The sequence below is a fragment of the Algoriphagus aurantiacus genome, from assembly GCF_035156405.1.
Lineage (GTDB): Bacteria > Bacteroidota > Bacteroidia > Cytophagales > Cyclobacteriaceae > Algoriphagus > Algoriphagus aurantiacus.
The window spans coordinates 30,759-51,466 of record NZ_JAXRUT010000034.1 but is presented as its reverse complement, the minus strand read 5'-3'; the positions used below and the strand labels follow the sequence as shown (position 1 = coordinate 51,466).

Here is a 20,708-nt window from a genome sequence, read left to right as displayed (position 1 = left end):
CCTTTGCACAACTGGAGCTTGACAGTCCAGCAGCTGGCCATTAAATTTGAGGGAAGGCTGAAGCTGGACATCAATACGGAAAATTAATTAATTAGTTCCCTTCCCTTGGGGTACCCCAAGGGAAGGGAAGGACAGAGTTTAGCTAACACTCCCCGGTTGAATTGTAAATTCAGAATTTCGGTGAGTGTTTATCCTTTGGAAGCCAACCGAAAGGAAATGGATTAATCTTCCTATATAGCTAATTCATACATACTTTACTTTTTTCTAAACAGATAACTATCTCCGCCTTGATTTAGCTGCATTTCACCTTTTTCAGGATTGAAAATGAGCACTGCATTCACGGGTGTATATTCAAAAGTATCAAGGCTCTTTGGAGACAATGCCGCTTTTTCATACCCAGATGGAAAAGCAATAAGTAAACCATCCTCGACCGAGAATGTAAATTCTAAAGGGGTGTCATCGCTAGAATATTCCCCAATGTATTTCTTCAATTCCTGTTCACTCAATACTATGTTTTTCAGGTTAGGGATTTCAATTTCATGTCCGAAATATGCGGATACTATAGCCTCACTGATATTGCCATAATTGTAATTCATACCGTTGCTAAGTAGGCAAATAGTCAAATCCTCTGTGGGGAAATAACTCAGCAAGCTCTGAAATCCGTCTATTCCGCCCATATGCCCATAACCGGCATGTTCATCAAATGGGAAGCTGCTAATTCCTCTCCCAAAAGCACTTTCAATGGTTAACATGTTGGACAAGCTTTCTTTATTTATAAGTTTTCCTTTGAATAGCCCTTCTGCAAACTTTGCCAGATCTTCTGTAGTTGAGATAATTGCACCAGCTCCTAAGAGAACAGAAGGGTCTGCTGGTTCTACTAACTGCCAATCATTGTAGTAGGAATAAGAATTTACCTCTGGATGATCACTAGATTCAGGTAAAAAGGTGTTCTTCATTTCTAATGGATCTGTTATCCATTTTTTGATCAGCTGATCTAATGGAGCACCATTAACCTTCTCTAGAATAAACGTCAACAATAAATAGTTGGAATTCGAATACCATGAATCACTGCCTGGGCTAAACTCACTTCCACCTTCTATTATTTTATTAAGTAAAAACTCCGGCGATTGTGGATTGGATTTATATTCCAAGAAATCTTCATCCGTGTAATTGTAAATCCCACTCCTGTGGTTAAGGAGATTGTCTATAATGATTGAATCTGCTTTGGATATAGAAGGGAAGAATTCGGACAGTCTCTGGCTAGCATGCAATTTTCCCGATTCTACTGTTTTAAAATAAATAACAGCAGTGAACATCTTACTTATGGATGCAATTCTAAATTTGGAATCTTCGCTGAGTTTCGTTTTGGAGGTGATGTTTCCATAGCCTACTGATTTTTCAAAGAGCGGCTTTCCTTCTTGCATCACAAGAATATTTCCCATGAACTTATCGTGTGCAGCGAGTGAATCTACTAATTGATTTAATCGGGGAAAATTCTGGGCAAAAGAATGGCTGATCAACAAAAACAGTAAGCAGGAAGAGAAGATTTTATACATAAGATTTTTAACAATTGAGCTAATTCTGATATGGAGCTGATTCTAGGTAGGTACACTTAGTCGTACTCATGAGAAGATTTTGGGTGTCGCCCATGGATATGATATTTAGTAAAAAAATCCTGATTATCTAGGTTAGAAGGAGTATTACTTTTATCTGTTGTATCCTACTTCAATCACAAAAAAAACCGCCCCGAACTTAATCGAAGCGGCTTCCATACATCTGACATCGGTCACCCGACATCTAACAAATATTATACATTCACGCCCATGGCTTTTGCCATTGTAGCCCCGATCTCAGCCGGAGAATCTACTACGTGAATTCCATTTTCTCTCATGATTCTCATTTTGGCAGCTGCAGTATCATCAGCTCCACCGATGATCGCACCAGCGTGACCCATTCTACGTCCAGCAGGAGCAGTCTGACCTGCAATGAATCCCACTACAGGCTTCTTATTGCCGGTTTCCTTGATCCACTTCGCAGCTTCAGCTTCGTAGTTTCCTCCGATCTCACCGATCATCACGATTGCGTCAGTCTCAGGATCTTCCATTAGAAGCTGCACTGCTTGCTTAGTAGAAGTTCCGATGATAGGATCACCACCGATACCGATAGCCGTAGATACGCCAAGACCAGCTTTGGCTACTTGATCAGCCGCTTCGTAAGTCAACGTTCCTGACTTGGATACGATGCCGATTCTTCCTTTTTTGAAGACAAAGCCTGGCATGATGCCAACTTTTGCCTCACCTGGAGTGATTACTCCTGGGCAGTTAGGGCCTATAAGTGTAGCTCCTCTTTCGATAATATATGGCTTAGCTTTCATCATATCTGCCACAGGAATGCCTTCTGTGATTGCGATGATTACTTTGATGCCTGCGTCAGCAGCTTCCATGATCGCATCAGCGGCAAATGCCGGTGGCACGAAGATGATAGATGTATCTGCTCCGGTTTTTTGAACTGCTTCTTCTACAGAATTGAAAACAGGCTTTTCCAAATGAGTCGAGCCTCCCTTACCTGGAGTAACACCGCCGACTACGTTGGTCCCGTATTCGATCATTTGCTGTGCGTGAAAAGAACCTTCAGATCCGGTGAAACCTTGTACGATTACCTTGGAATTTTTATTTACTAGAACACTCATGATGCGATTTCTATAGTTTGGCACAAAAATATAATAAACCCACCGCCTACAAAAGAAAAGGGTAACAATATGTAGGGAATTCGACGATTCTTTAAGAAAGTCAGCATATTGGGGTTGGATAGTCGATCAAAGTAGCAGAATCTCCTGAGCCTTATTAGCAAAGTCATGTAAGGAATTGCAACCACAATAGAAAATGATTTTGAAAAGCAATTGATCTATTTCCACCTACCAGACGCATATTTTTTATATTTTCGACCCAAGTTAGATTTTTCACAGCCACAATGATCTATGTTTAGCCTTAAAATCCTCATCGTTGAAGATGATCCAGTTTCAGCCCTTTTACTTCAGCGAGCACTTGAAAAAAACAGACACGAAATCCTTGGAATAGCAGACTCTGGAGAAAAGGCTCTTGAAATTTTGTCTGAAAATCATGCCGATATGGTGATGATGGATATCAATTTAGCGGGAGAACTGGACGGGATTAAGACAACGGAAATCATCAATGAAAAGTACGATATTCCGGTAGTTTACCTGAGTGCAAGTTCTGACGCTGAGACACTTAATAAGGTGGTGGGTACCAACCCAAGTGCTTATGTGATCAAGCCATTTAACATTCGGGAGTTAAATATGGTGATTGAATTGGCCATCTATAAAGACCGTAAAGAAAAAGAACTCCAGAAGCTCAACAATGAACTAGAAGAGAAAGTAAAGCAACGTACGGTAGAGCTTTACAATGCCAATAGAGAGCTTACCAAAGCGCTAGAAAAGGAGCGGGAAATCAATGAATTGAAATCTAGAATTGTATTGAATGTTTCTCATGGGTTTAAAACTCCACTCACATCTATTTTGAGTTCTGCGCAATTACTTCAGATTTATGCGGAAAAGGAGCATCCCTTCAAGCAGAAGATCAGCAAGCATGCATTCAAAATTGAGAATTCAGTGAGAGCATTGAATAATTTGCTGACGAGCGTCCTGTTTTTTGGTAAGGCTGATGCGGATAAAATCGAGTTCAGACCCAAAAAGATGTTTTTGGGAGCATTTGTCCAAGAAGTTCTCGATACAATAAATGCAGGGATTGAAAATAACGTAAAAATCAAAGCTAAATTGATTAATCTCCCTAAGGTAATTACCTCAGATAGTGAGCTTTTGTATCAGATTCTCGAAAATCTCTTGTCAAACGGTGTAAAGTATTCTAAGGATGGGCAGGACGTGTTTTTTAATTTGGAATTCGTAGATAATAAATTGATAGGTACGATCCGAGATGAGGGAATTGGTATTCCAGAAGCTGAGCAAAATCAGCTATTTGAACGCTTTTTCAGAGCAAAGAATGTTGGGGTAGTTGAGGGATCCGGACTGGGTTTATCTATTGTGAAAAAATGTATCGATGTCTTGAAAGGGAAAATAACTTTTGAAAGCAGTACTAAAAAAGGCACAACATTCAGAGTAGAAATACCCGTTAGTTAATTATGCTCTTTGAATCAAGAAACCTAGAATATACTCATTCAGGACAAAAAAAGTTATTTTTCCCTGACATGGCCTTGCAGGCAGGAGAAAGTTTGCTTGTGCTAGGAGCATCAGGTTCGGGCAAAACCACCCTATTGAATTTGCTTGCAGGATTACTCCAGCCAGCCGTAGGTGAAGTGAAGCTAGCTGGGAAAAACTTCACCACAATGAAAGGGCAGGAGTTGGATTTGTTTCGGGGAAAAGAAATCGGAATTGTTTTTCAAAAGCCACATCTCCTGGCTGCTCTGAATGTCAAAGAGAATCTGCAAATGGCTCATTTTTTTGGTAAGAAGAAAGGACAAAATATTGATCAATTGTTACAGGAATTGGGATTAGGAAGCAAATCAAAATCATCTGTGTTGACATTGAGTGAAGGAGAAGCACAGCGTGTGTCCATTGCCCGGGCATTGGCTAATAACCCAAAGTTAATTCTCGCAGATGAGCCAACTTCAAGCTTGGATGATGAAAATACGGAGCGAGTCATAAAGCTTCTTAAGACGCAAGCCAGCAAGATCGGAGCGGCTTTGATAATCGTCACGCACGATCACCGCGTCAAGGCTCATATTCCCAATTTTGTAGAAGTAAAATCGGCATGAATTTATTTAAACTAAGCTGGAAATATTTGACATTCAGACCACTTTCCACTGGCTTGAATGTGTTTTTGCTTGCTCTTGGATTGGCTATTATCACAGTGCTGTTACTTATTCAGGATCAGTTTGAGAAGAAGATGAATCAGGATGCCGCAGGGATTGATTTGGTAGTTGGAGCAAAGGGAAGTCCTTTACAATTGATTCTCGCAGGTGTTTATCATATTGATTTTCCTACGGGAAATATCCCGATGGATGAAGCTCAAAAACTATCCAGAAATCGATTGGTGAAAAATAGTATCCCAATGGCTTTGGGAGATAATTACCAAGGCTTTCGAATTGTAGGGACTAACCATGATTATCCAGCACTTTATGAAGCTAGACTCCAAAGTGGAGTGCTTTGGGATAAACCATTTGAAGTAGTTTTAGGTGCTGAGGTTGCCGAGAAGACCGGTTACAAAGTCGGTGATAAGTTTATTGGCAGCCATGGCATCAGCGTAGGGAGTCACGACCATGATGCCAATAGCTTCAAAGCAGTTGGCATCTTAGAGCGGAAAGGCAATGTACTCGACCGTTTGATTTTGACCAGTGTGGAATCTATCTGGTACACTCATGATGAGGGAGAGGCTGAGACATCAGATTCTACAGCAAGTAATGAAGAACATCAGATGATAGATTTTGCAGAATCAGTTGCTACGAAAGGTTTTCCGCAAACCACTGAATCCAGAGAATTGACCACGCTATTAATTCAATACAGAAATCCAATGGCAGCGATACAACTGCCTCGATTGGTTAATTCTGGTACTTCTATGCAAGCTGCTTCGCCTTCTTTTGAAATGTCCAGGCTTTTTGAATTACTTGGGGTGGGTATTACCTTATTGCAGGGTCTTGCTGTGGTGATCATTGGAATTTCAGGACTTGGGATTTTCATTGCACTCTATAATTCCCTAAAGGAAAGGAAATACGATCTGGCAATTCTACGTGCCATTGGAGCATCTAGGTCTCAGCTATTAATATTGATATTTCTAGAAGGAATTATGCTGACATTTCTTGGGGCTGTTCTGGGGATATTGCTGGGTCATACCTTTCTTGCGGTGATTATTTCACAGAATGAGCAGGGCGTATTGGGCAGTCTTCAGCCATGGATTTTTCTCAAGCAAGAACTTTGGGTAGTAGTTTATGCGTTAGTGGTGGGAGTTTTGGCTTCTATTATTCCAGCTCTTGCAGCTTATCAAACAAGTATTGCAAAGCAATTGACAAAGGCCTAACTAGCGACTGATACAAAACTCGAATAAAAATATATGAGAAAAATAAAAATAGCCCTTTTGGCAGTTCTAGTGATGATTTTGGGACAAGCGTCACTTCTGGCCCAAAGTACTAATGTCTGGAAAAACCTTTCTGAAGTCACCTATAAAATCTCAGAAGACGAATATGGTGAGCTCTATGTTCCTGTCTTTTCTGAGAATATTACCAAGATGGAAGGTAAAGTAGTGGAGGCAGATGGCTACATTATTCCTTTTGAGGGTATGTTCAAACCAGAGCATATCATCCTTTCAAGCTTGCCTTTGGCAGAATGCTTCTTTTGTGGTTCTGGTGGCCCAGAGACAGTGATGGAAGTAGATATGGCTTCGCCAATCAAATACACATCCAATAGAGTGCGGGTGCGCGGAACTCTCACTCTGAATAGCAAGGATCCTGAGAAACTCATGTATATTTTGACAAACGGAACTTTGGTGAATTAAGGGGCTTTTGCTGAAGGATGTTTTAACCGCTGAGATCACAGAGTTTTACACAGAGAGCACAACTTATGATTTAACTCTTCTCCACTAAAAAAAATTAAATGGTTCAAGTCTACCTTCCGTTTTTGACTACTAAAAATTCTCAAAAATCATGTTTTAAGTAAGGTGTTTAACATTTTGCAAATTTGAGTTTAATGGGCTTTTAAGCACCAATTCTCATACGGAGAACTAAGCGATTATAATCTCAAAACTGTCTGCGGAGCACGAACTTCCGTCTATTATAAATGGGATATAGCGACAGTTATTCTTTGTTGATTTTTAAGATCGTCACGTTCTCTAATTTAATGACCTTCTCTTTTTTCTTATTTTTTCCCGAAGCTTTCTTAATAATATTATCTGGTTTTAGTTTTACTATTCTGGCTTGCTCCATTCTTTGTCTTTGCTTTTTCTTAAATATCCAATCTTTTTTGAATGCCATTAGAATAATAAAAATTCCTGTGATATATGAAATAGAAGTGGAAGTATTTTGTGTTCGATGAATAAGGTAATTATAAGCCTCAAAAGATTCAATTCCTCTCATCTGTAAAGTCAGTCCAAGCAAAATAAAAAGAACTCCAATAAGGATAAAAATTAGATTTCCATACTTCTTAGTTGCTCTTTTTATCCTTTTTATCATTGTGGCCTCAGTTTAACTTTCAAACAGATTTGTAAGCTGTCAATTCTTAAATGTTTTTTTATTCTCCGAAATTTCACCCTAATAGCAAAGCTCTTTCTCTAGCTCACGGAATTTCTCTAAAAGGCCAAGTGATACTGGGCCTGGTTTTCCAGTACCTATTTCATATTCATCGATTTGAGTTACCGGAAGTAGCACCTTCGTAGTACTCGTAATAAACGCCTCATCAGCATTCAAAGCTTCTTGCATACTGACAGGTTTGATTTGTACGTCTCCAGCCAATTCTATCACATGTTTACGGGTGATTCCCATCAGAACATGAGTATCAGGAGTGCTAATGATTCCATCCTTGACGATGAAAAAGTTACTTCTTGAACTCTCGCTTATGATACCATTCATATGATAAATCACATCCTCCGCACCGGCATCTTTCCAGCGCATACTATCCCATACAGATAATGCATAATTTGTCGTTTTGATATCTGCAATAGGACGCACATATTCTAATGAGAGCAATTTGATGCCTTTATCGTATTTTTCTTGAGCTGGAAAAATCAGTGACTCGGCAAAGAGAAATAGCTTTCCTTTAGCAGGCGAAAAGTGATTTGGTGAAACCCCACCACTTAATAGCATACGAATTCCTCCTTCTTTGAGGTTGTTTTTCTCTATCAATTCATGAATTATGGCTTTCAATTCTGCACGGGTATAGTCCAGTGGTAGAAAGGTTTTTTCTGCTGAAGCCAAAAATCTATCTAGGTAGCTGTCTAGGAAAAGTGGTTTGAAATTGACTGTTCTGAAAAAATCAAAAATCCCATACCCCCGGATAAGACCTAAATCCATAGGATGAATACTGGCTTTTTCGAAAGAAATAATTTGCCCGTCGGCAAAGCAAAATGGTTTCATAATATAGTATTTTAAGAGCGTCTAAAATTAACAGCTAAAGCCCAATAAATCACTTTCTGATATGATCAAAATTAATACTACTATATTTAGATTTAATAGTAACTTTGGGGTAAATAAAAAGAGTAATTATGAAGCGAACAATTCCTTATTTAATTTTTACCTCATTTTTGTTGATAAATGCTTGCAGCTCAAAAGGTCCGAGTGAAAATGAAAAACTTCGAGAAGAAGTAATTGCTGTTCATGATGAAGTGATGCCAAAAATGGGTAAGCTGAAATCACTTGAACGTAGGGCTCTGGAGAAGGTGGAAGAACTAGAAAGAGTAAATCCGGTAGATTCATCAAAAGTAGAAGAATATAAGGCACTTGCATATGATCTTAATCATGCACATGATTCAATGTTTGAATGGATGCATCAATATGAACCGAAGGATGGAGATCAATCACCAGAGGAACTCAAGAAGTATCTTGATAATCAAATGGTGCTGGTGTCTGCTGTAAATGTAGAAATGAAGGAAGCGTTGGCAAAAGCCGAAGCGCTTCTGAAATAGTCAGAAATTAGGTTTGTCCTTGAGGTAATCTTCCACCTGTTTTGAAGTTATTTTCCCTTCACTCATTCCCCAGATATTGTAGAGATACGTGCTTATCTGGGAAATTTCTAAAGGTGTGAGTTTTGGGCTAGCAGGCATGGGTTGATTATACACTTGCCCATTTACTACTATTTCTCCCTCTTGGCCGTGCTTCATGATCCAAACAGCGCGGTGTACATTCTCCTTGAAATAATCTGCATCCCGCAAAGGAGGAATCAACTTACCTAATCCCAAACCGTCATTTTGATGGCAATTGCCACAATGATTTTCATAGATGATTTTGCCTTCGACGGCATATTTCATCACCTCAGGGTCTTCTATTTGCGAAAGCGTGTTCTCCTCACTAGAACTTTTTGGGCTACATGCTGCAGCAAGGAGCAGGATGATCAGATACTTTTTCATTCTCCCAAAATCTTTGGAATATCCACCATCAGTTGATCTACCTGGTCTGATTTGGTTCCGTCATAAACTCCTCTGATATGGCCATTTTGATCTATTAGAAGAAAAGCTCCTGAGTGTAAAAATCCACCAGGTTCATCCTGGTCAGCCTGGGCAGTAGTGATGTAGCTTGTTTGACCCAGTTCGTAAATTTTCTCTGCATCACCAGTCAGGAAATTCCATGTTTCAGCATTTTCAATTCCCAGTTTCTGAGCATAATCTTTCAAAACTTCCACTGTGTCATGATTTGGATCAATGGTATGACTCAGGATTTTGAAGTTTGGATTATCTCCAAATTCTTCATAAACCCGAAGCATTTCTTTTTTCATAATGGGACAGATGGTTGGGCAAGTCGTGAAAAAGAAATCTGCAACATATACTTTTCCTTTCACCGACGCATTATTCACAGTCTTTCCATCTTGATTAGTGAAGGAGAAATCCGCGATTGTATGGTAAACTGTATCCTGAACGATCTTTCCATCAACTGTCTGTTCATCTATATGCCAATTTCCAAGTTTTGGAAGTGGCTCGCTCTTGTCTCCCTGAGGTGTGCACTGAGAAAATACTAATGAAATCACAAGAAGGGGAAGTATTGAAAATGTTGATTTCATGGTAATTAAGATTTATTTCTGAATTTTTTATATAATCTGATGGCAAGCATCAGGGTTATGCCAAGTGTGATCAGCCCTGCCAAACCCCAAACCATACTCAAGGTGCTTTTTAATACAATCAAGAATACGATCGCAAAGAGTAGCAACGTAGAGGCTTCATTCCAAATCCTCAACTGAGTAGAAGTCCATCGGGTTCGGCCAGCTTGAAGTTCTTTGAAAAGTTTATGACACCAGAGATGATAACCATAGAGCAGGATTACGAACCCTAGTTTGGCATGCATAAAGCCCATTTCCAGATATCCCATACGCTGACTCAATACCAAAGAACCAAAGATGAGGGTAAGCACTGCGGAGGGCCAGGTGATGATGTACCACAGACGCGAAGCCATGAGATCAAGTTGGGGTTTGAGGATATTACGCTCAATCTCCGGACGCTCCATTGCCTCGGTTTGATAGATGAATAGGCGGACGATATAGAATAGCCCTGCAAACCAGGTAACTACAAAAATGATGTGAAGTGCTTTGAGGTACTCGAAAGTCATTCTCGGAATTTTCGCCTAAATTAAGCCCTAATCTTTATAACCGCACTAGTTTTTGAAAAGCTCTAAAATCATTTTCTGGATTATAGTCCTCATTGTGGCAGGCCTTGTAGTTTATATCTCCATGGATTCTCTGTCTCAACCTGGTATGGAGCGATTTGAAGGGAAATACAAGGAATTATCAAGTTTCAGAAATGAAAATAATACTGGGCCAGTTGTGCGAGTGTATGCGATAAGGGCTCTGGATAGTTCTAAGGAATGGATGAAGGATTACGGCAATGCCATGCCACATACTAAATATGGAAGAACCATAGTGTTCTTTTTTTCTGATGAAATTGACCAGAAAATAAATTTGTCTCCGACCGATCCTTATTTCACGCAAGACATGCACCCTTATGTAATAGCTACTTACCAAAAAAGTCCAATGGGAGATGTAAGTTTTACTGATGGATATTCTAAATGAAGAAGCGTTTCACTCTTAAGGAATACAAAGAAGGAGTTCTAGCAGGTGATAGAACTAAGCTCAGCCAGGCAATCACACTTGCAGAAAGTACACTGGGAAGTGATTTGGCTTTAGCGTCGGATTTGGTTCAGGAGATCTTGCCATATACAGGCAAGTCTATCAGAATAGGGATCACAGGAGTTCCTGGGGTTGGGAAAAGCAGTTTTATAGAGGCTTTTGGAAAAATGCTGACGGAAGAAGGAAAATCTATAGCTGTTTTGGCGGTGGACCCTTCCAGCCAAAAAAGCAGGGGAAGTATTCTGGGAGATAAAACCCGCATGGAAAAGTTGGCCGGAGATAAACGTGCTTTCATCCGCCCCAGTCCCACAGGGGAGACTTTAGGAGGAGTAAGTGCCAAGACCAGAGAAGCGATGTTGCTGTGCGAAGCTGCGGGATTTGAGGTGATTTTGGTTGAGACGGTGGGAGTTGGGCAATCAGAAACAGCAGTGAAGGGAATGGTAGATTTTTTTCTTTTGTTAATGCTTGCAGGTGCAGGTGACGAACTGCAGGGGATCAAAAAAGGGATAATGGAAATGGCTGATGGCGTTTTAATTCACAAAGCTGATGGAGCAAATGCATCAGAAGCCAACAAAGCTAAATCAATTTATTCCAATGCATTGCATCTATTTCCTTTGGGGGAAAATGGCTGGACCCCAAAAGTTCTTACAGGATCCTCCCATACTAATGAAGGACTGAGCCAAGTTCTGGAAATGATAAAAGATTTTCAAGAAAGATTAATCTTGAATGGATTTTGGGAGAAAAATAGAGCTGGTCAACGACTCAACTGGCTAGATGAAAGCATACAACACCTCCTTGGAAAAGCCTTTTATCAAAATAAAAAGATAGCGGAACGCCTAGGTCAGGCAAAGGAGAAAGTAAAATTGGGAGAGATTAGTCCCTTGACTTTGGCCATAGAATTGACAGACTCATTCTTTGGAAAGAATAATATATCTCAATGAGAAAGCATTTAATCTGGATTTTTGCACTGACAATTGCCTGTGCGGAACCAAAAGCTACAAGTGAAAATCCACTAGAGTTTTCGACGAAGAATTTTGAAAAAGAGCTTTGTGTAGATGAAGAGTGTAGTAAAATGTCCATTTCCTATCCTTTTGCACACGGGAACGCTACTGCAGATAATATCAACGATCACATTCAGAATCAGCTTATGGCTTATTTCCAATCAGATTCGGTCGGTAGTGATCTGGCTCAACGAGCCGATATTTTTTTGAACTCCTACAAAGTGTTTAAGGAGGATTTCCCGGAAGCTCCCGGTGCTTGGGTGGTGGAGGTTGAAGCTGATGTGAGCTACGAATCAGAAGTAACGATCAGTATTTTTTTTACTGAATACAATTTTTCCGGAGGAGCTCATCCCAATTCCAGCCACTACTATATGAATTTTGATCGTGAAACGGGAGAGTATTTGAGTTTGGATCGTGTGATTTTGGATAGGGATAAAATGCTAGAAATGGCAGAACTAGCTTTTCGAAAACATCATGAAGTGGAAGAAGGTGTGGCACTTAAAGATGATGGTAGATTCTTTCTGCCGGAAACAGGTTTTTTTCTTCCAAATGCCGTTGGTTACAGTAATGACAAGTTTGTGCTCACCTATATTCCTTATGAAATTGGGCCTTATGTATTAGGGTACACCGAACTGGAGTTTCCGATGAAAGATGTTAAAGGCATTGTAAGAGAGTGAATTACCCTATGAAACTCCTGAAATTGTCTCTATGAATTAAACTGTATTCTGCCTCATAGGTATCTCTGAATGATGAAGGTATTGAGAATTTTGAATCAGGATTCCATTTGAATTCATACGCATTTAATTTACCGTCTTTTTCTTCGAGGTAATCAAGTTCTTGTTGGTTTTTGGTTCGCCAGAAATAGCGGTTGACTTTTACTCCTTCATATTCTAAATATTTTAACCTTTCGGCCATGAGGAAATTTTCCCACAAAGCTCCGATATCGTTTCTTAATGAAAGGGGTTGCAGATTTTTGATCAGCGCATTACGTACACCATTGTCATAAAAATATATTTTCTTATTCATCTTGATCTCTTTGCGTAGATTTCTACTGAAGGTTCCCATTCGATAGATGACATAGGCCTGCTCGAGCAAATCAATATAGCTAATGACAGTTTTGACATCAACTTGAAGGGATCTGGATAGTTCATTGTAGGAAACTTCACTTCCCATCTGAAAAGCTAAAAGTTGCAGGAGCCGAAAGATTACATCTTGTTTTTTTATGATACCCAATGCCAACACATCTTTATAGAGATAGCTTTCTGTGAGTTCGTATAGTAACGTTTCTTGGTCACTAACATTTGTGATAATTTCCGGATAGAACCCATACACTAGCCGATTGGGTAAATCCTGCTCCGCAGCTATATATCCTACGTTCTGCTCGAATTCTTTCCAGCTGATCGGATAGAGATGAAATGTAGTCTTTCTTCCTGTAAGAGGTTCCTGAGTTAGGCCGGATAATTCAAAAGAAGATGAGCCGCTCAGGATAAGTCTTACATCCGGGATTTGATCGTGAATTATTTTTGCAGTGAGCCCTATGTTTTCGATTCGCTGTGCCTCATCTACGAATACATATTTATAGTTGCCGAGAATTGATTTGATCTGCATCGTATTTGGCGTATATAGAAGGCGCCTAATGGTAGGGTCGTCTCCATCCAAAAAGAGGTGATCTTTTCCTGCCAGTAAATCATTTACAAGAGTGGTTTTACCTACTTGCCTAGGGCCAATTAAGAGGATTACCTTTTTCCGGTCTAGATTTTTAGAAAGGTTCTGGAAGTGCAATCGATTAAATTTCATAATTAAAAATACGACTTTTATGGATTTAATTCCACAAAAGACTATCTTTTTATGGATTCAATTCCACAAAAGACTAGCTTTTTATAGAATAGTGTCTTGAATTAATAAGAAAAAGCCGCTGGAAAATCAATTTGCAGCGGCTTTTAAATGTGTAAATTCGGGAAACTAGTAGCTTAATTTAATGGGGACTAATCTTCCGATCTTCCAATTTTAACATATCAATAAATCAAGAACCCAGAAGGGCCTCTACCTACTTCGAAAGTCCTGACTACCGAGCCTGTTTCTGAAAGGACAGTTACCGTACCGTTGCCTTGGAATGCGTTGGAATTGGAAACATAAATATGATCCCGTTCATCGTCAAAGCCAATTCCGTAGAAACCTGAGCCAGTCATCAGTTCGGTGGCAGTCACGTTACTTCCTTCGATGTCAATACTAACTACAGCGTCATTGTAATCTGGATATCCTGAGCTAGTCAAAACGTACATCTCATCATCTCCGTCGAAGGCAATCCTGCTGGTAGCATCTGAAACCGGAACTGTGTAAGTAGTTCCTAAAGTCAGGTTGCTTAGGTTTAAAGTATAGAATTTTACCTCATCTGCTGCCACCGCATATATCCATAGCAGTCCGTCTTCCTCATAAAACTGACGGGGAGAAGCATCTAAGTCGAGTGTAGATATTACAGCTTCTTGAGTCACATCAATGATTTCGATTTTGTTTTCCTCAGAGCCGGCAACGATAATAAAGTTTCCGTAAGAGAAAAGATCTTCAGGCTTGTTGGAAACCTCAATTTTATTAGAAACTACTCCGCCATCAAGGCCATTCACCATCGCTACATAGGAATCCGGCGTACCATAATTTTCATCATAAGGACCATAATCACTGATAAAAAGTTTACTTCCATTCACGGCAAGAGACCTTGGTTGGTCCAATTCAGCAGCCACGGCTCCCATGCTTTTGAAATTAGCCGGATCAACGATTTCTACTTTGCCTGAGTTGGCGACCAAATACAACCTGTTACCTTCAAGTACCATATCCTCTAGCAAGCCTGCGAATGGGCGAAGATTCTCAGCTTCGAAAATATTAGGAAGGAGTTCTTCAGTGTTTGGGTTCAGGTGATATACTTCACCGTCATTGGTTCCGAAGCTGCCTTCGTTCATGATCAGAATGCCATTGTTGTACTTGCCCAAAGGTTTTTCTTCTCCACTGTCAGAGCAGGCAAAAGAGATAGAGAGTAAGGCGGATGCCCAGAGTAGTTGTTTTAATTTCATCTGTTTATAATTGATTTTTTAAGGTGAGATAGCCTGTCCCGTCCCGATAGTTATCGGGATCGATTCGGGAAATTCTCGCATAGTTGATAATCATCCCTTCGTGTGACGTTATCGTTATCCTCGATTTCATAATAGTATGGATAAATTGAATTGATAAGATCTTCCAGGCATAGCTCTAAGATAGAGCACTTGATAGTCGGTGTCGAGGATATTGTTGATTTGAAAACTTACAGGAAAGTGAACTTTTGCAAGCTCAAGTCTATCATAGCCTAGTCCAAAATTGAAGAGTTGAAATGAAGGCATCATGCGGGGATTATCAGCAGTGACGGATCTTTCTCCCACGAAATAGGTTCCTATGGAGGTATTGAAACCTGATTTTCTAACTAGCACTTTTCCATTGGCTTGATGCTGCGGTGTGTAGGGCAGTTGCTTTCCTACAGACTGATCTTTTTCGTCTGTGCCTTTCGTGGTCACGGCTTTGGAGTAGGTGTAAGAAGTAGTCAATTCCCAATCCCATGAGAGAAAGTTGCCTGCTAAATTCCCTTGATATTCTATACCCTGATTCCTGACTTTCTTGATATTTTCAGGAGTCCAGAAGCTTCCTTTAGGGAGCCAAATGATCCAGTTGTCCACTGACATTTGGTAATAAGTTAACCCTTGAGCCCAATTGATTTTTCCTTTACCGCTCCAAGTTAAGCCGACTTCTCCGCTAAGACTTTCCTCCGGAAGCAAGTCGGGGTTTCCTCCAGGATTCCAAAAGCGATCATTTAGGGTTGGGACTTTAAATCCTTTTCCTAGGGAAGTTTTCAGCTGTATGTTTTTAGTTTCTGTAGACCAGATATCCCAGTCCATCCCGAGATTCGGCGTGAACGGCGCGAAAGTGCCTGAGTAAACTAATTGACGGAGGTTTAAAGCAAAAGAGAGTTGTTCCGTAGCTGAGAATTTCGTGCTTTGATACAATTCGATACGTTTATCATCCGCCTGATAGGTGCTCAGATCTCCTTTTGTCAGTGTATATCTCGCACCTAGTTTTGAGATCCATTTTTTTGAAATCTCCTGATCCCAGTCTCCCCCCAGAAAATATTGCGTGCTGTTGTTTTGGCTGGCATTGAAGAGTTGCTCGTTTCGGACAAGTCCTGTTTTCAGATTCCACATCGACTTTTTTTCAAAATGGAAAAAATCAATCACTGCCCGAAAAGCCTCATCTAGTTGCGTATCTGTAGTGTGTGAGCCCATCACTGGCTGGACTTCCCGATTGGTTTTATTCCACCAGAAAGCGGTTTTAAGCTGGTTGGCTACGCTGAGATTCCATGCCAAATCCTGAACAATTCCGATTTGCTCTACTTGGGCATGGCCTTCTTTCACTTCAGGAGTGCCGAATTGCCCCAGGTCTGTATAGGGGAAGTTATTCTTGGAGAATTCCCGGTAGATTTTGGTTTTGCTGATGAAATTTTTCGATGAAAATCCTGCAAATCCACTGGTGTTGAATAGACCAAAGCTGCCAATCTGCTGTGAAATCCCTGCCTGAAACCCTTTTCCAAATTCAGAATTAGTGCCTAGATGAACACTTCCGCCTATGGCTTCATTTCCAAAAAGTGCTCCGGCATTTCCGAACTGTACACTAACCTGATCGACGGAGGAAATAGGCAAAATGGACAAATCGCTTTGTCCAAGTGAAGGGCTGTTGATCGGAAGACCATTCCAGAATACGGCCGTATGGCCTGCGGAAGTGCCACGAAAGGAGGGAGATGCGATCATTCCAGCCCCGTATTGCCGCACAAAAACCGGTGATTGCTCCTGAAGGATGTCGCCCAGAGAACGGCCTTGGTAAGCCTCCAAGTCCTTTTTTGTCCAGTTGATTACTTTTTGCCCTTGGGCAAATCGATCCAATTCAGGGGCATAGACTTCTACTTCAGCCAATTTGACTGTGTCCTGAATTGGGCTATTAGCCACTAAAGAAAATGCCCATACAAGCAAAAACATCCCTGATCGAATTAGTTATAAATCCGATTCGGGCTTAAAGAGAAATGGGAAGAAGGGATCGAAGCCGATCAATCGGCTCAGGTACTTTCTTCATTGCTTTTCCTCCGAAAGCACAGAATCAACAGAAATCGGCAGGTCTCCTGGCTCGCCTTAATTTGCCGCCTTCTCATCCCGAATTCTTTTCGGAACAATGGCATTGTTGACAAATCATTTGCGGAAAAATCCGCTCGGCTTACAGTTGCGGGGACAGCTTTGGTATTTCACCAAATTCCCTTTTAATCCCAAGAGCTCTGATGCGAGATTGGGAACCTATTTCGGCTGCAAAAGTAGATCGGGAAAACTTAGAAAAAAAATCTGTTTGCAGACAAATTTTGGAAGTGGCCAAAACCAGAGCTTATTTTGGAATTCAATATCTCAAAGAATTTCTGTGAAAAACCAACGATTTAGGCTCTTTATTACTTCAGTTTTTTTGATGGTAACCTATTCTTTTACAGCGTGTAATGATCAGAAAGGAGAGGGGGTAAAAGAACTTGAAAAAATAGAATTAAGTTATGCTTCTGGATTTACAATTTCACGAGGAAATAATTTTTGGGTGATGGAAGTTACTCAGGCTTGGTCAGGAGCGGATAGGATTTTTACCTATTTGGTATTGGAAGAAAATGCTGAAAAACCTGTGGGAGATTTTGATGCAATTATCCAACTTCCTGTGGAAAAAATTATCCTGACTTCGACCACTCATATTCCTCATTTGGACATGCTAAATGAGACAGACAAATTGATTGGTTTCCCCAATCTGAATTTAATTTCTTCTGGGAAAACATGGGCGCAAATTGATGATGGAAAAGTAGAGGATTTGGGTGCGGGGCCTTCGGCAAATACAGAAATGGTCATTGATATGTCCCCTGATTGGATTATGATTTCTACCCTGGGAGATGATCTGAAATATCTCGATTTGCTGGACCAAGCCAAGATTCCTGCGGTAATTAATGGGGAATATGTGGAGCAGCATCCGCTCGGCAGAGCTGAGTGGATCAAGTTTACAGGAGTACTTCTGGGAAATTTTGAGGAAGCTAACGCTGTGTTTAATAGGGTTGAAAATGATTATTTGGAGGCTGAGAAATTGGGTGATTCTATTATCGATTCCCTTCGTCCTACGGTGCTGAGTGGTGTGCTTTATCAGGATATTTGGTATGCTCCCGGAAGCGAAAGCTGGGGAGCAAAGATCCTTGAAAATGCTGGCGGAAACTATATTTTCTCTAACCAGAAAGGAACAGGCAGTGCCCAATTTAATTATGAGTTTGTGCTGGAAAATTCACTGGAGGCTGATTTTTGGATTGGTTCTGCTGATTTTCCAGACTTACAGACCATGGGAAATTCAGAACCACGATACAAAGCATTTAAAGCTTATCAGTCTGGAAATGTGTTTTCGTACACTCAAAAACGGGGGAGAGCTGGTGGACTGGAGTATTTTGAGCTGGGCTATATGCGACCTGATTTGATTTTGAAAGATCTAATCAAAATTCTTCATCCGGCTTTGCTTCCAGACTATGAGTTGTATTTTTATCAGCAACTCAATGAAATCGAGCATATTGAAGACAACACAGAGAGATGATTAATGTTCTTGCGAGATTCTCCCGAATCGAGTTCGGGACAGGCTATGTGACAAATGAAAGAAAGTTATAAACACATGAAACAAAATAGCTCAATTCTTCTTCTTTTTGCAGCGCTGATTGTGCTGGTTTTGAGTTTTTTGCTCAATGTGAGTTTGGGTTCCGTATCTATTTCTCCAAGTGAAATCCTGTCCGGGATTTTTACTGGTGAGTGGACAAAGGCTTCGAGGGAACAGATTATTCTAAACTACAGATTTCCGAAAGCTCTGGTCGCAATCTTGGCGGGAATTGGACTAAGCATCAGTGGACTTCAGATGCAAACTTTTTTCAGAAATCCACTTGCAGGACCGTTTGTGCTAGGAATTAGTTCCGGTGCTGGGTTGGGAGTTGCGATTTTAATGTTGGCTGGGTCAGCGTTTGGTTTGACCACTTTTGGAGGAGCAATTAACCCTTGGGCAATTGCGATTGCTGGGACCTTAGGAGCAAGTTTAGTGCTACTCACGGTGAGTTTGGCAGCGTGGAAAGTCAAAGACAGTATGACGCTTTTGATCATAGGATTGATGTTTGGATCAGCTGTTTCGGCGATTATTTCCGTTTTGTCATATTTCTCCGGCGCGGAAGCGTTGAAGCTATTTACCATGTGGTCTATGGGGAGTTTGGGAGGCTTGGTTTGGGATCAGGTTTGGATTTTAGGTCTCGTTATTTTTATTGGAATCATTCCAGTTGTCGCTTCTATAAAATCCTACAATGGGATGCTTTTAGGTGAGAGCTACGCGAAAAGCATGGGGATAAATCCTGATCGTTTGCGTTGGTTAATGATTATCAGTACAGGCTTATTGGCTGGGAGTGTTACGGCCTTTTGTGGACCAATTGCATTTATTGGGATTGCTGTTCCGCACTTGGCCAGGATGGTTTGGAAAACTTCAGATCACCGGATTCTTTTCCCCGCTTCAGCGCTGTTGGGTGCGAGTTTACTACTCCTTTGCGATGCTGTTGGCCAACTTCCAGGATCAGCTCAGACACTACCGATCAATGCGGTGACATCATTGGTGGGAGCTCCGATTGTGATCAGCTTGGTGCTGCGCAAAAACTTCAGTAAGGAATTTTAGGTTATGAAGGGTACATCAATTATAGGTAAAAATCTCAGTCTTGGCTACAGCAAAGGCAAAGTTCGGAAGGAAGTTCTGAGTGGATTGAATTTTAAGCTTTTGACTGGTGAACTGACCTGTTTGCTGGGCCCAAATGGGGTAGGGAAATCAACTTTAGTCAAGGCGATTTTGGGACAATTGAAACCATTCGTAGGAGAAGTTTTGCTAAATGAAAAATCTATTTCCAGCTATTCTAATGAGGCGCTGGCCAAAGAACTTTCTGTAGTGTTGACAGAACCATTTTTACCTGCAAATATGACAGTCGGACAATTGGTTGCGATGGGTAGGATTCCGCATACAAACTGGACTGGGAAGCTAGCAGATAGTGATCGTGAAGTTATTCAAAATGCACTTTCGGCTACGAAAATAGAATATTTGCGTGAGGAGAGACTTTCCGAAATAAGTGATGGACAGCGGCAAAAAGCGTTGATCGCGAGAGCACTTGCTCAAGATGGAAAGGTGATGGTGTTGGATGAACCGACAGCTCATTTGGATCTGGTGAATAGGTATGAAATCATGCACCTACTCCAGGATATTTCAAAAAGCCAAGGAAAGTCAATTCTTGTGGTAACACATGATTTGGAGATTGCCTTAGAAACAGCAGATAGGTTTTGGTTGATGAATTGTAGTACGCCACTTGTCTCAGGGTTACCCGAAGATTTGGTGATTTCTGGAGAAATCAATCAGTTATTGCCAGGAAAGAAATTCCAATTCAGCGTGGAAAAGGGTAGGATAGAGCGTAAGCAGGGCTCTGGAAGATGGGAAATTATTGGTGATTCTGCTTTAACCTCGCTGGTTCGAAAAGCACTTGAAAAAGCGCGAATTAAGGATTTCCCCGAATTAATTGAAGTGAGCAGTATTCCATTTTCAATAAAATACGCTGACAAAAAATTCTTGGATTTAGAAGATTTCTTGGATTTTTTGTCACATATGTAAATGTTAATTCCTTTCTTTTTGACCTCTAAGTTTTAAAGTCCTCCAATTAATCAATCCACAACGATAGAAGCATAGAGTGGACAATCAGGGATTTCAATAGCGATGTTTCTACCGTTGTTAGTAATTGGATCGGGAGAAAAGAATGGCGTATATTTTAGTGTTCTACATGTTTTAAT

22 protein-coding genes and 1 riboswitch are annotated in these 20,708 nt (G+C 40.6%); of the genes, 11 read left to right on the top strand and 11 right to left on the bottom strand.

Translation table 11 applies throughout. The annotated features are described in order from the left end of the window. Positions 1-254: 254 nt before the first annotated feature. Both SYJ56_RS23205 and sucD read right to left on the bottom strand, forming a co-directional pair. Positions 255-1,556, bottom strand: coding sequence for a serine hydrolase domain-containing protein (locus tag SYJ56_RS23205; RefSeq protein WP_323838422.1), 1,302 nt, complete (start codon positions 1,554-1,556; stop codon positions 255-257). A gap of 251 nt (positions 1,557-1,807) precedes the next feature. Next, entirely contained in the window at positions 1,808-2,689 is an 882-nt protein-coding gene (gene sucD / locus SYJ56_RS23200; protein ID WP_323838420.1) for a succinate--CoA ligase subunit alpha, read from the bottom strand. A 288-nt stretch (positions 2,690-2,977) separates the two neighbouring features. On the opposite strand from sucD, the gene SYJ56_RS23195 reads away from it, so the two are divergent. The 4 genes from SYJ56_RS23195 to SYJ56_RS23180 all read left to right on the top strand — a co-directional run bounded on the left by SYJ56_RS23195 (position 2,978) and on the right by SYJ56_RS23180 (position 6,521). Next, positions 2,978-4,153 (top strand): hybrid sensor histidine kinase/response regulator, encoded by a 1,176-nt coding sequence (locus tag SYJ56_RS23195; protein ID WP_323838418.1) that lies wholly within the window; start codon positions 2,978-2,980, stop codon positions 4,151-4,153. 2 nt (positions 4,154-4,155) lie between these two features. Further along, on the top strand, positions 4,156-4,788 hold the full coding sequence (locus tag SYJ56_RS23190; RefSeq protein WP_323838415.1) for an ABC transporter ATP-binding protein: 633 nt from the start codon (positions 4,156-4,158) through the stop codon (positions 4,786-4,788). After that, positions 4,785-6,047, top strand: coding sequence for an ABC transporter permease (locus SYJ56_RS23185; RefSeq protein ID WP_323838413.1), 1,263 nt, complete (start codon positions 4,785-4,787; stop codon positions 6,045-6,047). Before SYJ56_RS23190 ends, SYJ56_RS23185 begins: the two co-directional genes overlap by 4 nt. 72 nt (positions 6,048-6,119) lie before the next feature. Beyond that, positions 6,120-6,521, top strand: a complete 402-nt coding sequence (locus SYJ56_RS23180) for a hypothetical protein (RefSeq protein ID WP_416377833.1) — start codon at positions 6,120-6,122, stop codon at positions 6,519-6,521. 298 nt (positions 6,522-6,819) lie between these two features. Here the strand turns inward: SYJ56_RS23180 and SYJ56_RS23175 are convergent, their stop codons facing one another. Continuing rightward, positions 6,820-7,194, bottom strand: coding sequence for a hypothetical protein (locus SYJ56_RS23175; RefSeq protein ID WP_323838410.1), 375 nt, complete (start codon positions 7,192-7,194; stop codon positions 6,820-6,822). A gap of 78 nt (positions 7,195-7,272) precedes the next feature. Then, positions 7,273-8,094, bottom strand: coding sequence for an aminotransferase class IV (locus SYJ56_RS23170; protein WP_323838408.1), 822 nt, complete (start codon positions 8,092-8,094; stop codon positions 7,273-7,275). A 128-nt stretch (positions 8,095-8,222) separates the two neighbouring features. Between SYJ56_RS23170 and SYJ56_RS23165 the strand changes: the two genes are divergently transcribed. Beyond that, a complete protein-coding gene (locus tag SYJ56_RS23165; RefSeq protein WP_323838406.1) occupies positions 8,223-8,642 on the top strand; it encodes a hypothetical protein in 420 nt (139 codons plus the stop codon). On the opposite strand, the gene SYJ56_RS23160 is transcribed toward SYJ56_RS23165, so the two are convergent. The 3 genes from SYJ56_RS23160 to SYJ56_RS23150 are packed head-to-tail and all read right to left on the bottom strand — an operon-like array spanning position 8,643 to position 10,272. Next, positions 8,643-9,083 (bottom strand): c-type cytochrome, encoded by a 441-nt coding sequence (locus SYJ56_RS23160; RefSeq protein ID WP_323838404.1) that lies wholly within the window; start codon positions 9,081-9,083, stop codon positions 8,643-8,645. Beyond that, positions 9,080-9,730: an SCO family protein gene (locus tag SYJ56_RS23155; protein ID WP_323838401.1), complete on the bottom strand. Its 651-nt coding sequence runs from the start codon at positions 9,728-9,730 to the stop codon at positions 9,080-9,082. The genes SYJ56_RS23160 and SYJ56_RS23155 overlap by 4 nt, the downstream gene beginning before the upstream one ends. A 5-nt stretch (positions 9,731-9,735) precedes the next feature. Then, positions 9,736-10,272, bottom strand: coding sequence for a CopD family protein (locus tag SYJ56_RS23150; RefSeq protein ID WP_323838399.1), 537 nt, complete (start codon positions 10,270-10,272; stop codon positions 9,736-9,738). Between the two features lie 52 nt (positions 10,273-10,324). Here SYJ56_RS23150 and SYJ56_RS23145 point away from each other — a divergent pair, with 52 nt between their 5' ends. The 3 genes from SYJ56_RS23145 to SYJ56_RS23135 are packed head-to-tail and all read left to right on the top strand — an operon-like array spanning position 10,325 to position 12,467. Continuing rightward, positions 10,325-10,732 (top strand): hypothetical protein, encoded by a 408-nt coding sequence (locus SYJ56_RS23145; protein WP_323838397.1) that lies wholly within the window; start codon positions 10,325-10,327, stop codon positions 10,730-10,732. Next, positions 10,729-11,730 carry a methylmalonyl Co-A mutase-associated GTPase MeaB gene (meaB, locus tag SYJ56_RS23140; protein WP_323838395.1) on the top strand — a complete coding sequence of 334 codons (1,002 nt, stop codon included), beginning with the start codon at positions 10,729-10,731 and terminating at the stop codon, positions 11,728-11,730. Before SYJ56_RS23145 ends, meaB begins: the two co-directional genes overlap by 4 nt. After that, complete coding sequence (locus SYJ56_RS23135) at positions 11,727-12,467, top strand: DUF4163 domain-containing protein (RefSeq protein WP_323838393.1); 741 nt, start codon at positions 11,727-11,729, stop codon at positions 12,465-12,467. The genes meaB and SYJ56_RS23135 overlap by 4 nt, the downstream gene beginning before the upstream one ends. A gap of 1 nt (position 12,468) precedes the next feature. Here the strand turns inward: SYJ56_RS23135 and SYJ56_RS23130 are convergent, their stop codons facing one another. From SYJ56_RS23130 to SYJ56_RS23115, 4 genes are all read right to left on the bottom strand, one after another. Beyond that, positions 12,469-13,587: an ATP-binding protein gene (locus SYJ56_RS23130; protein ID WP_323838391.1), complete on the bottom strand. Its 1,119-nt coding sequence runs from the start codon at positions 13,585-13,587 to the stop codon at positions 12,469-12,471. 218 nt (positions 13,588-13,805) lie between these two features. Further along, positions 13,806-14,855, bottom strand: coding sequence for a YncE family protein (locus SYJ56_RS23125; RefSeq protein WP_323838389.1), 1,050 nt, complete (start codon positions 14,853-14,855; stop codon positions 13,806-13,808). A gap of 4 nt (positions 14,856-14,859) precedes the next feature. Continuing rightward, positions 14,860-14,985, bottom strand: a complete 126-nt coding sequence (locus tag SYJ56_RS23120; protein ID WP_323838387.1) for a hypothetical protein — start codon at positions 14,983-14,985, stop codon at positions 14,860-14,862. Next, positions 14,982-16,838: a TonB-dependent receptor gene (locus SYJ56_RS23115; RefSeq protein WP_323838385.1), complete on the bottom strand. Its 1,857-nt coding sequence runs from the start codon at positions 16,836-16,838 to the stop codon at positions 14,982-14,984. Before SYJ56_RS23115 ends, SYJ56_RS23120 begins: the two co-directional genes overlap by 4 nt. Before the next feature lie 113 nt (positions 16,839-16,951). After that, a riboswitch (cobalamin riboswitch) is annotated at positions 16,952-17,166 on the bottom strand. Between the two features lie 99 nt (positions 17,167-17,265). Here SYJ56_RS23115 and SYJ56_RS23110 point away from each other — a divergent pair. The 3 genes from SYJ56_RS23110 (at position 17,266) to SYJ56_RS23100 (ending at position 20,532) form a co-directional block, all read left to right on the top strand. Continuing rightward, positions 17,266-18,450: an ABC transporter substrate-binding protein gene (locus SYJ56_RS23110; protein ID WP_323838383.1), complete on the top strand. Its 1,185-nt coding sequence runs from the start codon at positions 17,266-17,268 to the stop codon at positions 18,448-18,450. A 75-nt stretch (positions 18,451-18,525) separates the two neighbouring features. Continuing rightward, positions 18,526-19,557 carry an iron ABC transporter permease gene (locus SYJ56_RS23105; RefSeq protein ID WP_323838381.1) on the top strand — a complete coding sequence of 344 codons (1,032 nt, stop codon included), beginning with the start codon at positions 18,526-18,528 and terminating at the stop codon, positions 19,555-19,557. 3 nt (positions 19,558-19,560) lie between these two features. After that, on the top strand, positions 19,561-20,532 hold the full coding sequence (locus SYJ56_RS23100; protein WP_323838379.1) for an ABC transporter ATP-binding protein: 972 nt from the start codon (positions 19,561-19,563) through the stop codon (positions 20,530-20,532). Positions 20,533-20,708 lie beyond the last annotated feature (176 nt).

Bases quoted from the DNA above. Each gene is read 5' to 3' on its own strand.
- SYJ56_RS23125 (WP_323838389.1), bottom strand. From the start codon at position 14,855: ATGAAATTAAAACAACTACTCTGGGCATCCGCCTTACTCTCTATCTCT.
- SYJ56_RS23175 (WP_323838410.1), bottom strand. From the start codon at position 7,194: ATGATAAAAAGGATAAAAAGAGCAACTAAGAAGTATGGAAATCTAATT.
- SYJ56_RS23130 (WP_323838391.1), bottom strand. From the start codon at position 13,587: ATGAAATTTAATCGATTGCACTTCCAGAACCTTTCTAAAAATCTAGAC.
- SYJ56_RS23170 (WP_323838408.1), bottom strand. From the start codon at position 8,094: ATGAAACCATTTTGCTTTGCCGACGGGCAAATTATTTCTTTCGAAAAA.
- SYJ56_RS23180 (WP_416377833.1), top strand. From the start codon at position 6,120: ATGATTTTGGGACAAGCGTCACTTCTGGCCCAAAGTACTAATGTCTGG.
- SYJ56_RS23100 (WP_323838379.1), top strand. From the start codon at position 19,561: ATGAAGGGTACATCAATTATAGGTAAAAATCTCAGTCTTGGCTACAGC.
- SYJ56_RS23190 (WP_323838415.1), top strand. From the start codon at position 4,156: ATGCTCTTTGAATCAAGAAACCTAGAATATACTCATTCAGGACAAAAA.
- SYJ56_RS23195 (WP_323838418.1), top strand. From the start codon at position 2,978: ATGTTTAGCCTTAAAATCCTCATCGTTGAAGATGATCCAGTTTCAGCC.
- SYJ56_RS23165 (WP_323838406.1), top strand. From the start codon at position 8,223: ATGAAGCGAACAATTCCTTATTTAATTTTTACCTCATTTTTGTTGATA.
- sucD (WP_323838420.1), bottom strand. From the start codon at position 2,689: ATGAGTGTTCTAGTAAATAAAAATTCCAAGGTAATCGTACAAGGTTTC.
- SYJ56_RS23120 (WP_323838387.1), bottom strand. From the start codon at position 14,985: ATGAAATCGAGGATAACGATAACGTCACACGAAGGGATGATTATCAAC.
- meaB (WP_323838395.1), top strand. From the start codon at position 10,729: ATGAAGAAGCGTTTCACTCTTAAGGAATACAAAGAAGGAGTTCTAGCA.
- SYJ56_RS23185 (WP_323838413.1), top strand. From the start codon at position 4,785: ATGAATTTATTTAAACTAAGCTGGAAATATTTGACATTCAGACCACTT.
- SYJ56_RS23150 (WP_323838399.1), bottom strand. From the start codon at position 10,272: ATGACTTTCGAGTACCTCAAAGCACTTCACATCATTTTTGTAGTTACC.
- SYJ56_RS23115 (WP_323838385.1), bottom strand. From the start codon at position 16,838: ATGTTTTTGCTTGTATGGGCATTTTCTTTAGTGGCTAATAGCCCAATT.
- SYJ56_RS23160 (WP_323838404.1), bottom strand. From the start codon at position 9,083: ATGAAAAAGTATCTGATCATCCTGCTCCTTGCTGCAGCATGTAGCCCA.
- SYJ56_RS23205 (WP_323838422.1), bottom strand. From the start codon at position 1,556: ATGTATAAAATCTTCTCTTCCTGCTTACTGTTTTTGTTGATCAGCCAT.
- SYJ56_RS23105 (WP_323838381.1), top strand. From the start codon at position 18,526: ATGAAACAAAATAGCTCAATTCTTCTTCTTTTTGCAGCGCTGATTGTG.
- SYJ56_RS23155 (WP_323838401.1), bottom strand. From the start codon at position 9,730: ATGAAATCAACATTTTCAATACTTCCCCTTCTTGTGATTTCATTAGTA.
- SYJ56_RS23135 (WP_323838393.1), top strand. From the start codon at position 11,727: ATGAGAAAGCATTTAATCTGGATTTTTGCACTGACAATTGCCTGTGCG.